Annotated in this window: 24 protein-coding genes; 10 read left to right on the top strand and 14 right to left on the bottom strand. The window is 70.6% G+C overall.

Annotated elements, in window-relative coordinates; genetic code table 11:
- The 3 genes from A5712_RS09655 to A5712_RS30155 form a co-directional block, all read right to left on the bottom strand.
- Positions 1–841, bottom strand: an 841-nt coding sequence (locus A5712_RS09655) for a histidinol-phosphate transaminase (RefSeq protein ID WP_068103911.1), incomplete at its 3' end; no start/stop codon positions are given.
- A complete protein-coding gene (hisD, locus tag A5712_RS09650) occupies positions 838–2,184 on the bottom strand; it encodes a histidinol dehydrogenase (RefSeq protein ID WP_068103909.1) in 1,347 nt (448 codons plus the stop codon). The genes A5712_RS09655 and hisD, both read right to left, overlap by 4 nt.
- A gap of 59 nt (positions 2,185–2,243) precedes the next feature.
- Positions 2,244–2,852 carry a carboxymuconolactone decarboxylase family protein gene (locus tag A5712_RS30155; protein WP_197519352.1) on the bottom strand — a complete coding sequence of 203 codons (609 nt, stop codon included), beginning with the start codon at positions 2,850–2,852 and terminating at the stop codon, positions 2,244–2,246.
- A 253-nt stretch (positions 2,853–3,105) separates the two neighbouring features.
- Between A5712_RS30155 and A5712_RS09640 the strand changes: the two genes are divergently transcribed.
- A complete protein-coding gene (locus tag A5712_RS09640) occupies positions 3,106–3,519 on the top strand; it encodes a nitroreductase family deazaflavin-dependent oxidoreductase (RefSeq protein ID WP_068103907.1) in 414 nt (137 codons plus the stop codon).
- Positions 3,520–3,633: 114 nt separating this feature from the next.
- Here the strand turns inward: A5712_RS09640 and A5712_RS09635 are convergent, their stop codons facing one another.
- Positions 3,634–4,662: a zinc-binding dehydrogenase gene (locus A5712_RS09635; RefSeq protein WP_068103905.1), complete on the bottom strand. Its 1,029-nt coding sequence runs from the start codon at positions 4,660–4,662 to the stop codon at positions 3,634–3,636.
- A gap of 40 nt (positions 4,663–4,702) precedes the next feature.
- Here A5712_RS09635 and A5712_RS09630 point away from each other — a divergent pair, with 40 nt between their 5' ends.
- On the top strand, positions 4,703–5,269 hold the full coding sequence (locus A5712_RS09630) for a TetR/AcrR family transcriptional regulator (protein ID WP_068103903.1): 567 nt from the start codon (positions 4,703–4,705) through the stop codon (positions 5,267–5,269).
- Here A5712_RS09630 and A5712_RS09625 read toward each other — a convergent pair.
- Positions 5,255–5,668, bottom strand: a complete 414-nt coding sequence (locus tag A5712_RS09625) for an SRPBCC family protein (RefSeq protein WP_068103917.1) — start codon at positions 5,666–5,668, stop codon at positions 5,255–5,257. The genes A5712_RS09630 and A5712_RS09625 overlap by 15 nt on opposite strands.
- Before the next feature lie 91 nt (positions 5,669–5,759).
- Here A5712_RS09625 and A5712_RS09620 point away from each other — a divergent pair, with 91 nt between their 5' ends.
- Positions 5,760–6,554 (top strand): helix-turn-helix transcriptional regulator, encoded by a 795-nt coding sequence (locus tag A5712_RS09620; protein WP_068103915.1) that lies wholly within the window; start codon positions 5,760–5,762, stop codon positions 6,552–6,554.
- A gap of 281 nt (positions 6,555–6,835) precedes the next feature.
- The gene (locus A5712_RS09615) at positions 6,836–7,264 is read left to right on the top strand and encodes a hypothetical protein (RefSeq protein WP_068103901.1); all 429 of its coding nucleotides are present in this window, start codon (positions 6,836–6,838) and stop codon (positions 7,262–7,264) included.
- Positions 7,265–7,282: 18 nt separating this feature from the next.
- On the opposite strand, the gene nadC is transcribed toward A5712_RS09615, so the two are convergent.
- From nadC to nadA, 3 genes are read right to left on the bottom strand one after another with little or no spacing between them, the layout of a single operon-like run.
- Positions 7,283–8,137: a carboxylating nicotinate-nucleotide diphosphorylase gene (gene nadC / locus A5712_RS09610; protein WP_197519353.1), complete on the bottom strand. Its 855-nt coding sequence runs from the start codon at positions 8,135–8,137 to the stop codon at positions 7,283–7,285.
- Positions 8,138–8,139: 2 nt separating this feature from the next.
- Entirely contained in the window at positions 8,140–9,714 is a 1,575-nt protein-coding gene (locus A5712_RS09605; protein ID WP_068103897.1) for an L-aspartate oxidase, read from the bottom strand.
- The gene (nadA, locus tag A5712_RS09600; protein ID WP_142282344.1) at positions 9,711–10,742 is read right to left on the bottom strand and encodes a quinolinate synthase NadA; all 1,032 of its coding nucleotides are present in this window, start codon (positions 10,740–10,742) and stop codon (positions 9,711–9,713) included. Before nadA ends, A5712_RS09605 begins: the two co-directional genes overlap by 4 nt.
- Before the next feature lie 64 nt (positions 10,743–10,806).
- Here nadA and A5712_RS09595 point away from each other — a divergent pair, with 64 nt between their 5' ends.
- The gene (locus A5712_RS09595) at positions 10,807–11,514 is read left to right on the top strand and encodes an NUDIX domain-containing protein (protein WP_068103893.1); all 708 of its coding nucleotides are present in this window, start codon (positions 10,807–10,809) and stop codon (positions 11,512–11,514) included.
- Positions 11,515–11,671: 157 nt separating this feature from the next.
- Entirely contained in the window at positions 11,672–13,012 is a 1,341-nt protein-coding gene (locus A5712_RS09590; protein WP_068103891.1) for a lipase family protein, read from the top strand.
- 114 nt (positions 13,013–13,126) lie between these two features.
- Here A5712_RS09590 and A5712_RS09585 read toward each other — a convergent pair whose 3' ends face one another.
- From A5712_RS09585 to bioB, 3 genes are read right to left on the bottom strand one after another with little or no spacing between them, the layout of a single operon-like run.
- Positions 13,127–13,786, bottom strand: coding sequence for a DUF2567 domain-containing protein (locus A5712_RS09585; protein ID WP_068103889.1), 660 nt, complete (start codon positions 13,784–13,786; stop codon positions 13,127–13,129).
- Entirely contained in the window at positions 13,783–14,010 is a 228-nt protein-coding gene (locus A5712_RS09580) for a hypothetical protein (RefSeq protein WP_068103887.1), read from the bottom strand. Before A5712_RS09580 ends, A5712_RS09585 begins: the two co-directional genes overlap by 4 nt.
- Positions 14,011–14,023: 13 nt before the next feature.
- Positions 14,024–15,064: a biotin synthase BioB gene (bioB, locus tag A5712_RS09575; protein ID WP_068103885.1), complete on the bottom strand. Its 1,041-nt coding sequence runs from the start codon at positions 15,062–15,064 to the stop codon at positions 14,024–14,026.
- Between the two features lie 130 nt (positions 15,065–15,194).
- On the opposite strand from bioB, the gene A5712_RS09570 reads away from it, so the two are divergent.
- The 4 genes from A5712_RS09570 (at position 15,195) to A5712_RS09555 (ending at position 19,031) form a co-directional block, all read left to right on the top strand.
- The gene (locus tag A5712_RS09570; protein WP_068103883.1) at positions 15,195–15,386 is read left to right on the top strand and encodes a hypothetical protein; all 192 of its coding nucleotides are present in this window, start codon (positions 15,195–15,197) and stop codon (positions 15,384–15,386) included.
- Positions 15,387–15,464: 78 nt separating this feature from the next.
- On the top strand, positions 15,465–17,303 hold the full coding sequence (locus tag A5712_RS09565; protein ID WP_068103881.1) for a hypothetical protein: 1,839 nt from the start codon (positions 15,465–15,467) through the stop codon (positions 17,301–17,303).
- 4 nt (positions 17,304–17,307) lie between these two features.
- On the top strand, positions 17,308–17,670 hold the full coding sequence (locus A5712_RS09560; RefSeq protein WP_068103913.1) for a hypothetical protein: 363 nt from the start codon (positions 17,308–17,310) through the stop codon (positions 17,668–17,670).
- The gene (locus A5712_RS09555; RefSeq protein ID WP_068103879.1) at positions 17,667–19,031 is read left to right on the top strand and encodes a hypothetical protein; all 1,365 of its coding nucleotides are present in this window, start codon (positions 17,667–17,669) and stop codon (positions 19,029–19,031) included. The genes A5712_RS09560 and A5712_RS09555 overlap by 4 nt, the downstream gene beginning before the upstream one ends.
- Positions 19,032–19,134: 103 nt before the next feature.
- On the opposite strand, the gene A5712_RS09550 is transcribed toward A5712_RS09555, so the two are convergent.
- The 3 genes from A5712_RS09550 to A5712_RS09540 form a co-directional block, all read right to left on the bottom strand.
- Complete coding sequence (locus A5712_RS09550; RefSeq protein ID WP_068103877.1) at positions 19,135–19,641, bottom strand: 2'-5' RNA ligase family protein; 507 nt, start codon at positions 19,639–19,641, stop codon at positions 19,135–19,137.
- On the bottom strand, positions 19,641–20,315 hold the full coding sequence (gene bioD, locus A5712_RS09545; RefSeq protein WP_068103875.1) for a dethiobiotin synthase: 675 nt from the start codon (positions 20,313–20,315) through the stop codon (positions 19,641–19,643). The genes A5712_RS09550 and bioD overlap by 1 nt, the downstream gene beginning before the upstream one ends.
- Positions 20,312–20,661: aminotransferase class I/II-fold pyridoxal phosphate-dependent enzyme (locus tag A5712_RS09540; protein ID WP_369830380.1), on the bottom strand; the 350-nt coding region annotated here is incomplete at its 5' end. The genes A5712_RS09540 and bioD, both read right to left, overlap by 4 nt.

Below are 20,661 nucleotides of genomic sequence, written 5' to 3'. Positions count from 1 at the left end.
AGGTGTCGTCGGCGTGCCGCAGCGCGGCGCGGGCCGCGGCCTGGGTGACCGACGACAGGTGATACGGCAGCCGCACCAGCAGCATGGCGTCGATCATCGCCGGCGTGGCGATCAGGTAACCGAGCCGGCCGCCGGCGAACGCGAACGCCTTGCTCATGGTGCGGGTGACGACGAGCTTGGTCGGATAATCCTGGACCAATGCCACCGCGCTGGGCTGCGACGAGAATTCGCCGTAGGCCTCGTCGAGGATCAGGATGCCCGGCACCACGTCGAGCAGCCGCCGCAGGTCGCCCAGCGAAACGCTTTGCCCGGACGGGTTATTCGGGCTGGCGACGAAGACGACGTCGGGTTGGCGTTCGGCGACCGCGGCGACGGCGGCGTCCACGTCGAGGCTGAAGTCGTCGGCGCGCGCCGCCTCGAGCCACTCGGTGCGGGTGCCGTCGGCGATGATCGGGTGCATCGAGTAGGACGGGACGAACCCGATCGCGCTGCGCCCCGGCCCGCCGAACGCCTGCAGCAGCTGTTGCAGGATCTCGTTGGAACCGTTGGCGGCCCAGAGGTTTTCGACGTCGAGCGGGGTCCCGGTCTGGGCGGTGAGGTAGGCGGCCAGGTCGCGGCGCAGGGCCACCGCGTCGCGGTCGGGGTAGCGGTGCAGGTCGACCGCGGCCTCGCGCACCGACCGCACCACGTCGTCGACCAGCGCCTTGGTGGGCGGGTGCGGGTTCTCGTTGGTGTTCAGGCGCACCGGAACCGCCAATTGCGGTGCCCCGTAAGGCGATTTGCCGCGCAGGTCGTCGCGCAGCGGCAGGTCGTCCAGCGTAGGGTTTTTGCGTTCGGTCATCGTTCGAACCTCCGCCGGACCGCCTCGCCGTGCGACGGCAGGTCCTCGGCCTCGGCCAGCGCGACCACATGTCCGGAGACGTCCTTCAGCGCCGCCTCGGTGTAGTCGACGACGTGGATGCCGCGCAGGAACGTCTGCACCGACAGGCCGCTGGAGTGGCGGGCGCTGCCGCCGGTCGGCAGCACGTGGTTGGACCCGGCGCAGTAGTCGCCGAGACTCACCGGGGCGTACGGGCCGACGAAAATGGCTCCGGCCGAACGGATCCGGCCCGCGACCGCTGCCGCGTCGGCCGTCTGGATCTCCAGGTGTTCGGCGGCGTAGGCGTTGACCACCTCGACGCCGGCGTCCAGGTCGTCGACCAGGATGATCGCGGACTGGGGGCCGCTTAGCGCCGCCGTCACCCGTTCGCGGTGCACTGTCGTTTGCAGCTGGGCGGCCAGCTCGGTGTCGGTGGCGGCGGCCAGGCTTTCGCTGGGGGTCACCAGCACGCTGCCCGCCATCTCGTCGTGCTCGGCCTGGCTGATCAGGTCGGCGGCCACGTGCGCGGGGTCGGCGGTGTGGTCGGCGAGGATGGCGATCTCGGTCGGCCCCGCCTCGGCGTCGATGCCGACCCGGGAGCGGCACAGCCGCTTGGCGGCGGTTACGTAGATGTTGCCGGGGCCGGTGATCATGTCGACCGGCTCGAGCTCTCGACCGTCGGTGTCGGTGCCGCCGTAGGCCAGCAGCGCGACGGCCTGGGCGCCGCCGACAGCCCATACCTCGTCGACGCCGAGCAGCCGGGCCGCGGCCAGGATCGTCGGGTGGGGCAATCCGTCAAAGGCCGCCTGCGGCGGGCTGGCCACCACCAGCGAGCCGACTCCGGCGGCCTGCGCCGGAACCACGTTCATCACCACGCTGGACGGGTACACGGCGTTGCCGCCGGGCACGTACAGGCCGACCCGCTCGACGGGGACCCACCGCTCGGTGACCGTCGCGCCGGGGCCGAGCGTGGTGGTGACGTCGGCGCGGCGCTGGTCGGCGTGCACGGCGCGGGTACGTTCGATCATCACCCGCAGCGCCTCGGCTACCGCGGGGGCCAGATCGGCCAGCGCCTGGTCGAGCGCCGCGGCGGGCACCCGGACGGCCGGCGGCCGCACCCCGTCGAACGCCTCGCCGTATTCCAGCGCCGCCTCGGCCCCGCCCTCCGCGACCGCCTCCACGATCGGCCGCACCGTGGGCAGCACGCTGTCCACGTCGGCGCCGCCGCGCGGCAGCGCCGCCCGCAGCCGGGCGGCCGTCAGCTGCGCGCCGCGCAGGTCAATGCGGGCGATCGGCGACGGTTGGGTGGGGGTCACGTTCTCCATTGTCCCTGATGGGAGCAACCGCATTTGCTCTCGGGGTTCGGGACCGCGCGAATCGGCGTTCAGCTGCCGAACGCGTTGCTTCCCATGACCAGTGCCGCGGTCCCGCCGTACAGATATCCCACCTCGACCGCCTCGGTGACCTCGGGTTCGGTGGCGCCCGCCGCCCGGGCGTTGTCGGCCAGCATCCGGACACCATCCGGGTGCGCAGCGATGGCATCAGTGACCATGCCGATGAGCAGCTTGTATTTGGCGGGGATCGCGCCGTCCTTCAGGATGCGCTCACGCATGGCCAGGTAGGAGTCGGCGAACTGGGGATCCCGACGCTCGATCACCGACAGCCACGGCGGCTGGGGAATGCCGGCCTGCGGCGGGGTGTCCCCCGCGGGCGCGCCGGGCTGGATGCAGCCACCCGCCGCTGCCGGGGCACCGCCAGCGTCGCCGCACTCATCGGCCCGGACCGGAGAGGCGGTCTGAATCAGCAAGGCTGCGCCGACCATCATGGCCGCCGCCCACAGGATCAGGTAACTCCGCAGCGTCCGCGCCCGCGGGGCGTCGGCGCCAACGGATCGTCGGATCTCGACCGCCTCGGCGATCTCTGCTTCCGAGGCGCCGGCCGCGCGGGCGTCGGCGGCGAATGCCCTGAGGTCGTCGGTACGCGCGGCGGCCATGGCCATAAGAAATCTGTACTTTGCCGGGATAACGCCTACTTTCGGCATGGACTCGCACGCGTTGGTCATAGGCAAACCGTACGCCCGCAACCTCACCGACGGCAAAACGAAATCCCTTGTGCGGCTTGACTTATTGCGACGCGGCCACGACGAACCGTCATCACGCAAGCGGCATTCGCGTGCCGCCCGGTACAGTGCCGGTGAAAGGCCGGGTAAGACCGGTCAGGCCCGCAGAGTTGCTCAAGGAGCCGTCATGTCCACAAAGAATCACCCGAACAACGCCCCCGGCGTCCCGATGGTGTTCCCGGTCTGGTTCGAGCGCTTTCAGATCAAGTACTTCAACCCGGCGGTGAAGCCGATCGCGCGTTTTCTGCCCGGGACCGCGACCATCAAGCACCGCGGCCGCACCTCGGGCAAGCAGTACGAGACCATCATCACCCCGTACCGGAAGGGCAACCTGCTCGCGATCGCGCTGGCCCACGGCAAGACGAACTGGGCCAAGAACGTGCTGGCCGCCGGCGAGGCCGACGTCGAGTACAGCCGCAATCGCGTGGTGCACATCACCAACCCGCGGATCCTGCCCGCCGGTTCCGACGGCGAGGGCCTGCCGCGGATGGTCCGCGCGCAGCTGGGCCGGGTCGGGGTGTTCGTCGCCGACATCGCCTGACGCTTCCCGGCGTTGTGAGTGAACTGACGGCTTTTCGCGTGTACTGGCGGCGGGATTTCGGCGACTTTCCCGCCCTACATTCACCCGCAAAGCCATAGGTTCACACGCAACGCCCTAGGCCCGCGTGAAGACCGTCTTACCCGTCATCGCCGGCCAGGCCGCCGGGGCGTCTTCCCAGGCAACAACGCGGTCGACGGCCGGCGACAGGTCCAGGCCACCGGCGAGCAGTTCGAGCACGCGCGGAATGACCGTGCGCGCGCTGACCCGTCCGGTGACGAACCGCACGCCCCGGGTGTACATCGGCAACAGCGGCATCTCGACCTTGTATTCGGGGTAGATCCCCGTGTCGGTGCACACGCCGTCCGGCCAGGTCGCGCGCAGCGTCGCCGAAAGCGTCGCGGCGTCGCCGGTCGTGTGCACGGTGACCGGGTAAGAGCCCCAAGACTTGTCGGGTTTGGCGACGTCGTGGACCGCCGCGCCGAGCTTCTCGGCGGCGGCCAGCCGCTGCGGGTCGGTGTCGACGTAGTCGACGTGAGCGCCCAACGCCACGCCGAAGGCGGCCGCATACAACCCGATCGACAGTCGCCCGAGCACCAGGACGCGGCGATCGGCCGGATCGAGCGCGCTCAGCTCGTCGGCGAACGGCCCGACGGTGCGCCAGCCGTCGGGAATGTTGTCCGACAGGGACGCGATGGAGACGGGGTCAACCGGGTCGGGAAACGGGATCAGCATCGCGTCGGCGTAGGGCACCAGCACCAGATCCGACATGAACCCGCCGCCGTCCAGCCCGGCGATCGGCGCCATTCCATACATCGCCATCAGTGGCCCCGAGCCACACGAGCCCGTCACGCCGCGACGGCATTCGCGGCACGTCCCGCAGCTGATCTGGAAAGGCACCACGACCTGGTCGCCCACCCGAACACCTTTGACGTCGTCACCGACCGCCACCACCTGGGCCAACCCCTCGTGGCCGACCGCGTACGCCGGCGGCAACGGCAGCCTGCCTTGGCAGACCGCGACGTCGAGGTCGCAACACGCCACCGCCAGCGGCCGGACCAGCGCCTGCTCGGGCGCGGCGAGCTGCGGTTCGGGCACCTCGCGCCACGCGTATCGCCCGGTCTCTTCGTAGGTCAGCTGCCTCATGTCTGCATTCTTGAGTGATTATTCAAGTAAAGTCAATAGCATGCCGAGACCGGATCGGAGCCGCCCCGCGCTGATCGACAAGGCCGCCATCCTGTTTCGCCGCCAGGGCTACGCGGCGACCGGGCTCAACCAGATCCTTGACGAGGCCGGCGTCAAGCCCGGCTCGTTGTATCACCACTTTCCGCAGGGCAAGCAACAGTTGGCGGCGGCGGTCGTCGAGACGGAGGGAAGCGGCATCGAGCAACTGCTGCGCCGGTTGCTGGCGACGGGCCGGCCGGTGGCCGACATCGTCGATCGGTGGATCGACCTGCTGGCCGCGGGCTTGGCGGGCGACCGGCGCGACGGCTGCCCCATCGAACCGATCGCCACCGAGTCGGTGCACGCGAGCCCGCTGGTGCGCGAGGCCTCGGCGCGCGCCTTCGCGGGGTGGTGCGCGGCCGTCGAGGAGCGGCTGCGCTCCGACGGGTGGGGTGCGGCGGAGGCGAACCAGGTTGGGCTGGCGGTGATCTCGTTGATCGAAGGGGCGCTGATCCTGTCCCGGACTTCCGGTGACGCGGGCGCGCTCGACGCGGCCAAGCCCGCCGCGCGCACGCTACTGCGCGGCTAGCTCGCCTTCGAGGCTGGCCTTGATCGCCTGGGCGGCCTGCTCCATCGCGGCGTGCAGCCGACCCGCCAACTCGTCCGGCAGAACATCCCTGGTCCAGATGAAGCGGCACCGTCGCGCGCCGTCGGGCACGATCTGCATCGCGGTGTTGTCGTGTTCGGGTCGCGCGGTGTCGCCGATGAGGGAGTAGACGATGCGGCGCGCGGATTCGTCTCGCGCGACGAGCCGTTCCCGGGCGACATTGCCGTTCGCGAACGTCACCACGCGAACGTCGCCGTCGGCGTGCGCCGACGCCACGTAACCGCGCGCCATGCCAACCGGGCCGTCGGCCCAGTCCCCGATCACTTGCCAAACGCGGTCGGCGTCGACGTCGATTTGGAACTCGGTGCGTATTGATGCCATGAAGCGAGCTTCGCGCCCGGATGCCGCGCGGTCTTGAACATCCTTGCGGCCGGCTGTCACCCTGCGGCGCTAGCCTGGCGGCGTGCTGTCGATGGTCACCCTCGCCGCCCGGCCCCACTTCAGCCTGCAGGCCTGGACATGCCGTCCCGACGGCTCGAGCTGGTCGGCGATTGAGCGCCCGATCGACGGACGGCTGGTCTTGGTCAGGTCCGGCCGGTTTCAGCGGCGAGGCTCAGACGGGCCGGTCAATCTCGATCCGACGGTCGGCTACGTCGGCGGGCCTGGCGAGGAAGACCAATTCGCCCATCCCCACGGCGGTGACGTATGCACCTCGGTGCGGCTGAGCGCGGCGTCGTGGCGGCGGCTGGTCGGCGATCCCGGTCGACTGCGACGCTCGACCTTCTACGTCGACGCTCGGCTGGAGCTCGCGCACCGGCGGCTGTTGGCCGGCGCCGATATCGACTACCAGCTCGCCGAGAATGTCGTCGCGCTCATAGCCAGGGCGGTACGAGCGGTAACCGACCGACACACGCCGCTGGCGGATCGGCCGGGTCCCGCGGACGCACTTCTTGTGCGGCGGGCGCGCGCGGCCATCCACGACGACGACCCGGCGGCGCGCGGTCTGTTCCCACTGGCGGAGCTGCTGGGCACGTCGCCATACCGGTTGAGTAGGGCGTTCCCGCGCGAGCTGGGCGTATCGCTCACTCGGTATCGCAACCGCGTCCGGGTGAGCCGGGCGCTCGACCGGCTCGAGCGCGACGAGTCGACGCTGGCCACCGTCGCCGCTGAACTCGGATTTGCCGACCAGGCGCACTTCACCCGCGTTGTTCGCCAACATCTGGCCCAGACCCCCGCGGCGCTGCGCCGCGAGCTGTCTCCGAATTGAGTGTGCGCTCACGGCTTTCGGTGTGAGTTCGCGGCGGGATTTCGGCGATTTTCCGCCTGGGATGGACATGCAATCGGAAGGCCTGCATGTCCAAGTCGATAAGGACGCTCGCAGGCCCTCAGTTGACCCGGGACGCCGACACGACGCGGTCTCGCAAGCCGAGAACCGATGATCGCCATGCCCCGGACGGACCAAGGACTTAGGGCCCTACGCCCACGCGCCGCTGCAGCGCAACAATTGCAGCTGCACATCAATCAGCCTCAGGCAGAAGGGATCTTGCAATGGCTGACAACGATCTGACCGCACGGTTCGACAAAATCTCCGTCGCCGCCAGGAACGCGAGCGAGCAAATCCGCGCCGCCGCACAGCAGGGCCGCGAACAAGTCCAGGCGGATGTGGCCCACGCGCGTGACCGAGCGTCCCAGGCGGCCGACCACCTGCAGGACCGGGCCGAGGCCGCGCACGACGAGGCATCGAAGCACTGGCAGGAGCTGGCCCAAAAGTGGAAGCACCACGTCGACAAGATTCGCCATGACCTCGCCGAGAAGAAGGCCGCGCACGACGCCAAAGAGATGGACGCCTACGCCAACATGTCCATCGGCTACGCGCTCGACGCCATCGATTTCGCCGAGGCCGCGGTCTACGAAGCGGAATACGCAGTGCTCGACGCGCTCTCGGCCCGTTCGGCGGCCGACGCCATGGCCACCTGAGGGCGACGCGCGGAAGGCCTACATGTCCAGGCCGATGTCGAGCACGCGCACCGAGTGGGTCAGCGCGCCGACGGCCAGGTAGTCCACGCCGGTCGCGGCGTAGGTCGCCGCGTTCTCCAGGCTGAGGCCGCCGGACGATTCGAGCTGCACGGCGGGCGCCCGGGCGTCGCGGCGCTGCACGGCGGTCTGCGTCTGCCACACCGGGAAGTTGTCCAGCAGGATCAGCTCGGGCTTTTCGGGCAGCACCTCGTCGAGCTGCTCGAGCGAATCCACCTCGACCTCGCAGGGCAGGTCGGGGGCCGCTTCGCGTACCGCGCGCAGCGCCTCGACCACCGATCCGGCGGCGGCGACGTGGTTGTCCTTGATCAGGGCCGCGTCGCCGAGCCCGAGGCGGTGGTTGACGCCGCCGCCGACGCGAACCGCGTATTTCTGCAGCGCCCGCAGGCCGGGCAGGGTCTTGCGGGTGTCGCGGATTTTGGCCTTGGTGCCGTGCACCGCGTCGACCCAGGCCGCGGTGGCGGTGGCGATTCCGGACAGGTGGCAGATCAGGTTCAGCGCGGTCCGCTCCGCGGTCAGCAGGCCGCGGGTCGGCGCCTGGACCGTCAGCAGCGGCTCGCCCGGCCACAGCCGGGCGCCGTCGTCGACGCGATCGAGCACCTGATAGCCGCCGGCGCCGAGCACCTCGTCCAGCACGAGCAACGCGACGTCCACCCCGGCGATCACGCCCGGCTCGCGGGGCACCATCGAGGCGGTCGTCACCGCGCCGGCCGGGACCGTGGCCTGCGTGGTGACGTCGGGCCCGTAGCGCAGATCCTCCTGCAGAGCGCGCCGGATCAGGTCCCGGGCGGTGTCGAGTTCGCCGTCGGACAGCATCGTCACCCCACCGCCGCCAGCGCCTCCACCAGCACCGAGTTCTGGTCGTCGGCCAGCCGGAGCACGCTGCTGCGGGCGTGTTCGGGCGCCGCGTCCGGGTACTCCGCGCGGTGGTGGCACCCGCGGCTTTCGTTGCGCGCCAGGGCGCCCGCGGTCACCGCCCGGGCAGCCAGCGTCAAGGCGATGTCCTCGAAGTCGCGTCGGCCGGTGATGTCGCGGATGGGCGCCCCGGATAGCTTGTCGGACAACCGGTTCAGCCCGGCGGCGTCGCGCACCACCGAGGCGTCGCGGCTCATGGCCCGGTGCAGGTCGCCGCGCGGTGCGGCGGTGTGGGCGACGAGTTCGGGCGCGAGCGCGCGGGTCCGCCCGGCCGCCGAGGCGTGCGCGGCGGCGGCCCTGCCGGCGCGACCGCCGACCACCAGCCCCTCGAGCAAGCTGTTGGACGCCAAGCGGTTTGCGCCGTGCATGCCGGTGCGGGCCACCTCGCCGGCGGCGAACAGCCCGGGCAACTCGGTCTGCCCGTGCACGTCGGTGACGACGCCGCCGCAGCTGTAGTGCGCGCCGGGGACGACCGGAATGGGTTGGCGGACGGGGTCGATCCCGGCCTCCCGGCACGCGGCGGTGACGGTCGGGAAACGCGCCTCGAAGCCCGCGATGCCGCGCGCGTCGAGGAAGACGCACGGGTCGCCGGTCTCCCGCAGCCGCGCGTCGATGGCCGCCGCGACGACGTCGCGTGGGGCCAGGTCGCCCATCGGGTGAACGCCGGCGGTGACCGAATTACCTTGGGAATCAAGCAGTATCGCACCCTCGCCGCGGATCGCCTCGGTGACCAATGGGCGCCGCCCGCCGCCCGTGCCGAAAAGCATCGTCGGGTGGAATTGGATGAACTCGAGATCGCTGACCGGCACCCCGGCCCACAGCGCCAGCGCGATGCCGTCGCCGGTGGAGCCGTGGGGATTGGTGGTCGCCCCGTACAGGTGACCGAGCCCGCCGGACGCCAGGATCACCGAGGGCGCACTGATGACGCCGTAGCCGTCCGGGTTGTGCGCCCACACGCCGGTCACCGCGGCCCCGTCGTGCAGCACCCGCAGGGCAACGTGGCCGGTGCGGATGTCGAGCGTGGCCGCGGCGTGGTCGAGTGCGCGCTGGACCTCGGCGCCGGTGGCGTCGCCGCCGGCGTGCACGATGCGCCGCCGCGAGTGGCCGCCCTCGCGCGTCACGTCCCAGCGGCCGGGCACGGCCTCGTCGAATCGTGCTCCGTCACCGACCAATTCGGACACGGCGCGGTAGCCGTCGGCGACGATCGAGCAGACGGCGTCGGGGTCGCACAGGCCGGCGCCGGCGGCCAGGGTGTCGGCGACGTGGGCCTCGACCGAGTCGTCGTTGCCTGGCAACACCACCGCGATGCCGCCCTGCGCGTAATGCGTCGCGGTCACACCGCGCGCCTCGTCCGCCTTGGACAGCACCACGACGCTGCGGCCGGCGCGATGGGCGGCGAGCGCGGCGGCCAAACCCGCCACGCCGGTACCGATTACGACGACGTCGGCGGAATGGGTCCAATCCGGACGGGCGATCATTCGCCGCCGCCCGGCTGCCCGATCTGGATCATTCGCTGCACGCTGCGCCGGCCCGCCGCGGCGATCTCGGGGTCGACGTGGACTTCGTCGGCCCCCTCGACCAGGCAGCGCAGCAGCGCGGCCGGGGTGATCATCTTCATGTACTTGCAGGAGGCCCGGTCGTTGACGGCGCGGAAGTCGACTTGCGGTGCGGCGCGGCGCAATTGGTGCAACATGCCGACCTCGGTGGCGACCAGGACCTTGCGGGCGTTCGTCTCGTGGGCGGCCTCGAGCATGCCGCCGGTGGACAGGATCTTCACCCGCTCCGCCGGGAACGCGCCCTCGCCGGCGAGATACAAAGCCGAAGTGGCGCAGCCGCATTCAGGGTGCACATACAGTTCGGCGTCGGGGTTCGCGCGCGCCTGCTCGGAGAGCTCGTCGCCGTTGATGCCGGCGTGCACGTGACATTCCCCGGCCCACACGTGCAGGTTCTTACGCCCCGTCACGCGCCGGACGTGGGCGCCGAGGAATTGGTCCGGGCAGAACAGCACCTCGCGGTCGGGGTCGATGGACTCGACGACGTCGACCGCGTTGGACGACGTGCAGCAGATGTCGGTCAGCGCCTTCACCGCGGCGGTGGTGTTGACATAGGAGACGACGACGGCGCCGGGGTGCTCATCCTTCCAGGCGCGCAGCTCGTCGGGGGTGATGGAATCGGCCAGCGAGCAGCCGGCCCGCTGGTCCGGTATGAGCACGGTCTTGTCCGGGCTGAGGATCTTGGCGGTCTCGGCCATGAAGTGCACCCCGCAGAACACGATGGTGTCCTCGGGCGCGTCGGCGGCGATCCGCGACAGCGCCAGCGAATCGCCCACGTGGTCGGCGACGTCCTGGATGGCGGGCAGCTGGTAGTTGTGCGCGAGCAGCGTGGCGCCGCGCAGCGTGGCCAGCCGGCGAACCTCGGCGGCCCACTGCTCGTCTCCGTCCAGGCCGGTGTAGCCGGCGGGGGTGTCGGTGATGCGGGCACTCAGGTCGTCCGCGAGGGTGTCCATGCCAATCGAAACCGTCACAGCGGTTCCTTTCGTCCCGGGAGGTTTTCGACTTACAATCGAAAACATGGGCCATACTAGCACTGAACACGAGGTGCTTGCCGTCGTGTTCCAGGTTCGTCAGGTAACGGCGGCCCCCCGTAGACAGAAACCCCAGTTGAACGTCCTGTTATGGCAACGCGCCAGGGAACCGCAGAAGGGCGCCTGGTCGCTGCCGGGCGGCCGGCTGCGCACGGACGAGGACATGACCACCTCGGTTCGCCGCCAGCTGGCCGAGAAGGTCGACCTGCGAGAGCTGGCTCACTTGGAGCAGCTCGCTGTGTTTTCCGACCCACACCGGGTCCCCGGTGCCCGGGTGATCGCCTCGACGTTCCTGGGCCTGGTGCCCTCCCCCGCCACCCCGGAACTGCCCCCGGACACCCGGTGGCATCCGGTGGATTCGCTGCCGCCCATGGCGTTCGACCACGCCCCGATGGTCGCCCACGCCCAAACCAGGCTGGCCGCCAAGATGTCCTACACCAACATCGGATTCGCCTTGGCCCCAAGGGAATTCGCGCTGTCTACGCTGCGGGACATCTACGGCGCCGCGCTCGGCTACCAGGTCGACGCGACGAACCTGCAGCGCGTGCTGGTCCGGCGTGGGGTCATCAGCCAGACCGGCACCATCGCCCAGTCCGGTCGCAGCGGCGGACGGCCGGCGGCGCTTTATCACTTCACCGACTCCCAGCTGCGGGTCACCGACGAATTCGCCGCGTTCCGGCCGCCCGGCGTTTAACACGCCCCGCCCGCCGCGACACGCCGGTACATTGGGCAGAACACCTTTCGCCCGTGAGCTGGGGGGACACAAGAACTGGCTCACAATGCGGCGATTACGTTTTGGTCACCGTCCGTTCATGCGCGAGAATGCCGGATGGCCAAGGAGGGATCTGCGAATGGTTGAGCTCGGCAATCTCGCGGGGACGCGTGGCGCTCAATGGATCGGACGGCCGCACCATGAAGAACTGCAGCGCAAGGTCCGCCCGCTGCTGCCGTCGGACGACCCGTTTTACCAGCCGCCGCCCGGCTACCAGCACGCCGAGCCCGGGACGGTGCTGCGCTCGCGCGACGTCGAGCTGGCGTTTTTGGGTCTGGTGCCCCAGCCCGTCAAGGCCGTCCAACTGCTGTACCGCACCATGGACATGAATGGCCAGCCCGAGGCGACGGCGACCACCGTGATCGTCCCGGCGCAGCTGGCTCCGGGGCAGAGCTGCCCGGTGTTGTCGTACCAGTGCGCGATCGACGCGATGACGTCGCGTTGCTTTCCGTCCTACGCGCTGAGGCGCCGGGCCAAGGCCCTCGGGTCGCTTAGCCAATTCGAGTTCTTGCTGATCACCGCAGCCGTCGCCGAGGGATGGGCCGTGTCGGTGCCCGACCACGAGGGCATCCACGGTTCGTGGGGCGCGCCGTACGAGCCCGGTTACCGCGTGCTGGACGGCATCCGCGCCGCGCTGAGCTCGGAGCGGCTCGGGCTGTCTCCGTCGGCGCCGATCGGGCTGTGGGGCTACTCCGGCGGTGGCCTGGCCAGCGCGTGGGCCGCGGAAATGTGCGGCGATTACGCACCCGAACTGGACATCGTCGGCGCGGTGCTGGGCTCGCCCGTCGGCGACCTCGGCCACACGTTTCGCCGGCTCAACGGGAGCTTTCTCGCCGGCCTGCCCGCGCTGGTGGTGGCGGCGCTGGCCAAGATCTACCCCGACCTGGACCGGATCATCAAGGAGCACACCAACGAGGAGGGACGCGCCCTGCTCGACTCGCTGCACAACATGACGACCGTGGAGGCCGTCCTGCGGATGGCCGGCAAGAACATGGGCGACTACCTCGACGAGCCGCTCGAAGACATCCTGTCGACCCCCGAGGTCACCTACGTCTTCGACAGCATCAAGCTGGGCGCGGCGGTGCCGACGCCGCCGGTGCTGATCGTGCAGGCGGTGCACGACTACCTGATCGACGTGCACGACATCGACGAGCTCGCCGACGCCTATTCGGCCGGCGGCGCCCGGGTCACCTACCACCGGGACGCGTTCAACGAACACATCTGCCTGCACCCGCTGTCCGCGCCGATGACGCTGCGCTGGCTCACCGACCGGTTCGCCGGCCGGCCGCTGACCGAGCACCTGATCCGGACCACGTGGCCGACGATGTTCAACCCGATGACCTACGTCGGCATGGCGCGGCTGGTCAAGATCGCGGCCAAGGTCATCACCGGCCGCAAGATCCCGCACCGCCCGCTCTAAGCCGCGCTTTGCGCGTGAAGCCACGGCGGGAAAATCGCCCAGATCTCGCCGTGGGTGCACACCGAAAGCCGTGAGTTCACATTCGACGCGGCCGCTTGGCCCACGCTGCGATGCCTACGAGACGGCGGCCTCCGGGGCTTCGGGCTCCATCGGCAGTGCGCCGGAAGGCCGACCGGCCACCGGACGAGCACCCAGGTCGTCGCGGGCGTCGGCCGCAGCGAGAAGCGCGCACACCAGCGCGGCGATCCCCGCGGGCCACGCCAGCGTCACCGCCACCTGCGGCAGGTGGAGGGCGAAGAACACCGGCGGCGCCTGGGTGACATAGGCGACCGGCGGGGTGCCCGAGACCGCGACCGCGTCGAAGTTCAGCGCACCGTAGCGCAGCCGAACCAGCAGCGCGCCCGTCCCCGCAGCCACCGCGGCGGCGACGACCATGCCGAGCGACAGCCCCAGGACCATCGCGGGCCCGCGGTGCTCGCGCCGCTGCCACACCAGCACCGCGCCCACCACCGACAGCGCCGTCAACAGGCCCAGCAGCATGGCCGGCGCGATGAAGAAGTGCTCGGACTCGGTGCCCAGGTAGTCGTGAACCCGCTCACCGGCCCGCGTGATCGCCACGACGGCGCGAATCGGCGGCGCGATCCAGGCCCACAGCCCGCCGATCGCGACACCGGTCGCGGCCACCCCCAGCGCCGCGACGAGGACCGCGCGCGCCCGCGCCTTACGGGGAACGCCGGCGGGGTCGAACGACGCCGACTCGGCGTGCTCGGTCACCGCTTTGCCTCCATGTCCGCAGAGTCGACCTCGCCGTGCCGCGAGCACCGCGCCCGCCAGCCGTCGGGCCGCACCTGGACCACCATGCGGCGTCCGCATTGGGCGCAGAACCGGGGCGGCTCGAGACCCAGCTGGGCGGCCGTCGGCACGGCCGACCCACCCCGTTCCCCGGTGTAGACGTTGTAGACGCCGGCGCCGACCGGGGCGCCCAATTCCCGAACCACGGTCTTAAGTCTCTTACAGGCTGGCGTTGAGCGCCTTGATCGGCATCTGCAGATCCTGCAGCAGTTCCAGGTCCGCCTCGGCGGGGCGCCCGAGCGTGGTCAGGTAGTTCCCGACGATCACCGCGTTGATGCCGCCCAGGATGCCCTGCTTGGCGCCGAGGTCGCCCAGCGTGATCTCGCGGCCGCCGGCAAAGCGCAGCATCGTGCGCGGCAACGCCAGCCGGAAGGCGGCGACCGACTTCAACGCCTCGCTCACGGGCAGTACCTCCAGGTCGCCGAACGGTGTGCCCGGCCGCGGGTTCAGGAAGTTCAGCGGCACCTCGTCGGGCCCGAGCTCGGCCAGGTCGGCCGCGAACTCCGCGCGCTGCTCCAGGGTTTCGCCCATGCCGAGGATGCCGCCGCAGCACACCTCCATGCCGGCGTCGCGCACCATCGACAGCGTCTCCCAGCGCTCTTCCCAGGTGTGGGTCGTCACGACATTGGGGAAGAACGAGCGGGCCGTCTCCAGGTTGTGGTTGTAGCGGTGCACGCCCATCGCCGAGAGCTGCTCCACCTGTTCGGCGCTCAGCATCCCCAGCGAGCAGGCGATGTTGATCTCGACCTCGTCGCGGATCGCCTCGATGCCGGCCGCGACCTGCGCCATCAACCGCTCGTCGGGGCCGCGGACCGCGGCCACGATGCAGAACTCGGTGGCGCCCGACTTTGCCGTCTGCTTGGCCGCCTCGACCAGGCTGGGTATGTCGAGCCGCGCGCTGCGGACCGGCGACGAGAACAGCCCGGACTGGGAGCAGAAGTGGCAATCCTCCGGGCACCCGCCGGTCTTGAGGCTGATGATGCCCTCGACCTCGACCTCGGGCCCGCACCAGCGCATGCGCACCTCGTGGGCCAGCGCCAGCAGCTCCTCGAGCCGGTCGTCGGGCAGCTGCAGCACCCGCAGCACCTGGTCGCGGGTCAGGCCCTCGCCGCCGTCGAGCACCTGCCGGCGGGCCACCGCGAGGATGTCGTCGTTCGAGTCGTCGGCGTCGGTCGTCGGCCGAGTTGCCGCTTGAGTCACCAGGTACTCCCCTGCATCTTTTTGCGTGCGCGCGCACCCGCACCTGCCATTCGTGATGGCAGCCTGAACAAATCGGTTCAAAGTAGGGTAACGGCTCCGAAGATTGGGGCAGACGGGGTATGTCTGCACCATGACCGTTTGGGAGGCTCAGCCGCACGTCGAGTACCTGGCCCACCACATGCTGCTGCTGGCGATCCCCGCCTTCCTGCCGGCGATCGTGGTGGTCGGCGTCATCCTGTACGTCGCGCTGAGAGACCGTCGCAACGGCGGCGACGCGGGGGCGAGCCAGCAAAGCGACGCCGCCGACAAAAAGCGTGATTGACGGGCCCTCGATCGGGGCATTCCGGTTCCTGCGAGCTGCATCACAGCTCGCCAGGCCGGGGTGCAGGAGGGTTTGACGATGAAATCGGCGGAACTCACTTTTGTGGCCGAGGCGCCGGCGCGCGGCGCCGGCCTCAACCAGGTGATCGGGTTGTCGATCGCCGCCGTGGTGATCGGCGCGGCGATGCTGTGGATCGGTTATGCGCACCGCACCCACCGCATCGAGTGGTTGACCCGCATCGCCGACAAGATGGGCGAAAAGTTCCACCGCCCCAACTGGGTCGCCCTACCGGTCCTGATCTTCACCACGTTCATCATCTGCGCCCTGTTCGGGTTCATCTGGGACGTCAGCTGGCACATCGGCAACGGCCGCGACCCCGGCCCGCTGGCGAACCCGGCGCACTACTTCATCATCATCGGCCTGTTCGGGATCTTCGTTGCGGGCATGTTGGCGATCGTGCTGCCCTTCGACAGGCCCGGCCCGGCGGCGGTGCGCATCACCCGTAACTGGTACGCCCCGGTCGGCGGGATTCTGATGTCGGGCTGCGGGTTGTACGCGATGATCGGGTTCCCGCTCGACGACATTTGGCACCGCATCTTCGGGCAAGACGTAACCCTCTGGGGCCCAACGCATTTGATGATGATCGGCGGGGCTTGCTTTTCCCTTTTCTCGGTGCTGATCCTGGAGCGCGAGGGCGAGGCCCACGAGGGCGCCGAAGTCTTCCACGGCCCGTTCATCAAGTTCCTGCGCTACCTGTCCTTCGGCGGTCTGTTCATCGGGCTGTCCGTCTATCAGATCGAATTCGACTTCGGCGTCCCGCAATTCCGGCTGGTCTTCCAGCCGATGCTGATCGCCGCGGCGGCCGCGCTGGCGGCGGTTGCCGCCCGGCTGACCATGGGGCGCGGCGGCGCGGTCATCGGGGCCTTGTTCGCCGTCGCCCTGCGGGGCCTGGTCGCGTTGCTGGTCGGGCCCATCCTGGGCGCGCCGATCAACTGGTTCCCGCTCTATGTGGGTCCGGCGCTGGTCGTCGAGCTGGTGGCGCTGACCCCACTCCTCAAGCGCCCCATCGCTTTTGGTGCCGTCTCCGGCCTGGGCGTCGCGACCGTCGGGCTGTGGCTGGAGTCGCTGTGGATCGGCGCGGTGTACCACTACCCGTGGCCGACGAGGATGTGGGGCGAGGCGCTGGCGATGTCGGTGCCCGTGGCCGTGCTGACCGGGGTGTGCGGGGCGATGTTCGGGATGGTGCTCACCGGACAGCGGCTGCCGGGCCGCCGGGTCGGCATCGCCGCGGTGGCGTTGACGGTGTTGGTGATCGGGGCCGCGGTGGCCAACGGTTTGCACATCTTGGTGCCGAACCACAACACCGCCACCGTCACGCTGACCGACCAGCCCAGCCAACCGGGGCGGCGCATGGTGTCGGCGGACGTGCAGCTCACGCCGCCGTTCGTCAGCGACCATCCGGAGTGGCTGACGATCCTGTCCTGGCAGGGCCGCATGGAGAACAACCGCGGCCTGATGATCGACCGACTGGAGAAGGTCGGTCCGGGGCACTACCGGTCGACCCAGCCGGTTCCCGTGTGGGGAGAGTGGAAGACGCTGCTGCGGGTGCAGGACGGCCGCACGATGACGGCCGTGCCGATCTGGGAGCCCGCCGACGACGCCATTCCGGCACCCGAGGTTCCCGCGCTGGCGCAAAGCGTGCGGCCGTTCGTCCTGGAGGTCACGATCCTGCAGCGCGAACGCGACCAGAGCGCGCCGACCTGGCTGTTCACCGCCGGCGGGATCGTGGTGCTGATCCTGACCCTGATGGTGATCAGCGCGCTGACGTGGGGCGCCGGCCGGCTGAACAACGCCCAGGAATCGCCGGAGCCGGTCGAGGAAAAGCAGCCCGTGCCGGGCGCCCCCAGGGCGGCCTAGCTTGATGACGGTTCGCCGTGGCCTCGTCACCGCGTGGGCGGCCGCGCTGACCTGCGGGCTCGTCGCCTGCGGCGGATCGCAGCCCCAGTCGCCCGCCGCGGCCCCCGTTGTGGACGTCACCATCGCCAAGGGCCAGGTCACCCCGACCAACGCCACGCTGCAGGCCAAGGTGCACCAGCAAATCACCCTGCGGGTCACCAGCGACGCCCCCGACGAGTTGCACGTGCACTCGACGCCCGACCACAAGTTCCCGGTCGCGGCCGCGCCCGGCCAAACCTTCCAGTTCAGCGTCGACGTCCCGGGAAACGTCGAGGTCGAGCTGCATCACCTGGACCGCACGATCGCGACGATCCAAGTTCAGCCGTGAGCGCCGCCGGCGCGACGACGGTGCTCGCGCACGGCCTGGGCGGCTCCGGCGACCTCCCGGTGCCGTACCTGTACGCGATGGTCGGGGCGGCGTGGGCGCTGACGTTCACGTTCGCGCTGGTGGCGTTCGCGTGGCGGCGGCCGCGGTTCGATCCGGACAAGCCCGGCCGGCCGCTGCCGTCGGCGCTGACCTCGTTCGTCGACGTCCGGGCGACCCGCTGGACGGCGGCGGGGCTGGCATTGGCGTTCGCGGTGTGGGTGGTGCTGGCCGGGGTGTGGGGTCCGCGGTCGGAGTCCAACGCCCTGCTCGGGGTGTTTTACGTGCTGCTGTGGGTCGGGCTGGTGGCGGTGTCGTTGCTGTTCGGCCCGGTCTGGCGGGTGATCTCGCCGATGCGCACGGTGTATCTGCTGTTGCGGCGGGTGACGCCGGCGCGACTCGGCCGGCCGCGGTGGTCCTACCCCGAGGGCTGGGGCTATCGACCCGCGGCGCTGGGCCTGTTCGCGTTCGTGTGGATGGAGCTGGCCAGCCCGAACTCGGCGTCGCTGCCGCTGGTCCGGGCGTGGCTGGCGACGTATGCGGCGCTGATGCTGGTCGGGGCGTGGCTGTGCGGGCAGCGGTGGCTGGCCCGGGCCGACCCGTTCGGTGTGTACAGCATGGCGGTTTCGCGGCTGTGCCCGTTTCGGCGGCACCCGGCCACCGGCGAGATCGTCGTCGGGAATCCGCTCGACCACCTGCCGTCGCTGCCCGTGCGGCCGGGGCTGGTGGTGTTGCTGGCGGTGCTGCTCGGGTCGACGGCGTTCGACAGCTTCTCGTCGTCGCCGACGTGGCGGGGGTTCGCCGACGAGATTTCGCGTGGCTTCGGCCTGGCGCCGACGCTCTCGTCATCGCTGTTGCGGACGTTGGGGCTGATCGTCTTCATTTCCGTTGTCGCGGTGACGTTTTCGCTTGCGGCGCGCGCCACTGGCGGCGTCGACCGCGAGCAGCGCCGCGCCCTGCCCGGGCGGATGGCGCATTCGCTGATCCCGATCGTGGTGGGCTACATCTTCGCGCACTACCTGTCCTACCTCGTCGAGCGCGGCCAGCAGGCGGTGTTCGCGCTGGCCGATCCGTTCGGCCGCGGCTGGAACCTGTTGGGGCTGGCGCATTGTCACGTCGCCTACGTGCTGTCGGCGCATCCCCCGCTGCTCGCCGGCATCAAGGTGGCGTCGGTGGTGACCGGGCACATCGTGGCTGTGGTCGCCGCCCACGACCGGGCCTTGCGGCTGCTGCCGGCCGGCCATCAGCTCACGGGGCAGCTGACGATGATGCTGGTGATGGTCGGCTATACGTTCACCGGCCTGTATCTGCTGTTCGGCGGTTAGTGTGAGCCCACGGCTTTCGGTGTGAACTCACGGCGGGATCCGGGCGATTCTTGCGCCGTGGCTTCACACGCGAAGCCCAGGATGCACACTCAAACACCGCGCGCTACAGCGGGTGTTCGACCTTCTTGCCGCCGTCCCAGCGGCGCAAGCCGGCGAACCGGCCGTCGAGCTGCGCCGGTCGGCCCGCGACGCGCAGCGCCCGGCCGAGCTGGTGGCCACCGACGCGGCGCGCCATGGTCACGTGCGCGGTCCATTGGCCCGGCAGGCTGTTGGTCATCGGCGCCGGCTCGAGATGTGGACCGCACAGCCGGTGCACCTCGGCGTGCAGGGCCAGCAGTTCGCTGGTCGGCACGATCAGCCGGGCGAACACGACGTTCGCCCGCCCGAACAGCACCGGCGCGCCGATCGCCGCGTCCAGCGGGAGTCGTCGCGTGACCGGACCCAGCAGCGCGTCGACCTGGGGGTCGATGCGTTCGGCGACGGCCAGCGTCACGTGCGGCCGGCTGGCGGGCGCCTGGCTGGGGATGCCGGCGACGGCCAGCTCCCGCCAGATGCCGCGAATGGCCTCTTCGGTCGCGGGGTCGAAGACCAGCTCGATGGAATGGACCATCAGCGCACCAGCGCGGTCACCCAGTCGCGGTCGAACGCCTCGGCGCTCATGGCCGCGAAGTCGGGCCTGGATGCCGCGCCCGCGGGCAGCGCGGCCCGCACCGGGGCCAGCTTCGCCAAAGCCGACCGGTTCGAGGTTTCCACCAGGCCGGGCCGGGCCGGCCAGCTCCCGATGACCAGCCCGGCGCACGGAACTCGTTGGGCGGCAAGCCCTTCCAGGGTTAGCGCGGTGTGGTTGAGGGTGCCCAGCTCGGCGCCCACCACGACCAGCGCCGCGGCGCCCAGCCCGACGGCGAGGTCGCGCAGCGTAACGGCGGGGTCGGCGAGTTCGACCAGCAGGCCGCCCGCGCCCTCGACCAGCGTCAGCCGCCCCGGGCGGTCCAGGCCGCGGATGAGCCGCAGCACCTGTTCACCGGTGGGCAGCGCCGTCCCGGCCTGCTCGGCCGCGGCGGCCGGCGCCATGGGCAGCGGGTAGCGGGCCAGCCCGACGAGTTCGGTCACCCCGGACAGCCGGCCCACCTCGGCGAGGTCGTCGTCGCCGGCGTCGGTGCCGGTCTGGACCGGCTTGCACACCGCCACGTCGAGGCCGGCCTGGCGGGCGTGGCAGGCCAGGGCCGCGGTGACGACCGTCTTGCCGACCCCGGTGCCGGTGCCGGTGACGACCAGAACGGTCAACGGCGCGCCACGCCGAGCACGTCCGTCAGCACCCGGCGCGCGGTCTCGAGGTCGTCGGCGTCCAGCGACGCGCGCGCCGACAGGCGCAGCCGCGACGTCCCCGCGGGCACGGTCGGGGGCCGGAAACAGCCCACCTTGACGCCGGCGTCCAGGCAGGCGGTCGCGGCGGCCAGCGCGACTTCCGGATCGCCCAGGATCACCGACACCACCGCCGACGCCGGCACTTCCGGCACGCCGCACGTCTCGGCCAGGAAGCGGGCGTGGCGAAGCACCGCGTCCGGCCGCCACGCCTCGGCCCGCAGCACCTGCAGCGCAGCCCGCGCGGCGCCCACCGCCGCGGGCGCCA

The organism is Mycobacterium sp. E2327 (assembly GCF_001672675.1).
GTDB lineage: Bacteria > Actinomycetota > Actinomycetes > Mycobacteriales > Mycobacteriaceae > Mycobacterium.
The sequence above is the reverse complement of the archived record's forward strand: the minus strand, read 5'-3'. Positions and strand labels throughout refer to the sequence as shown.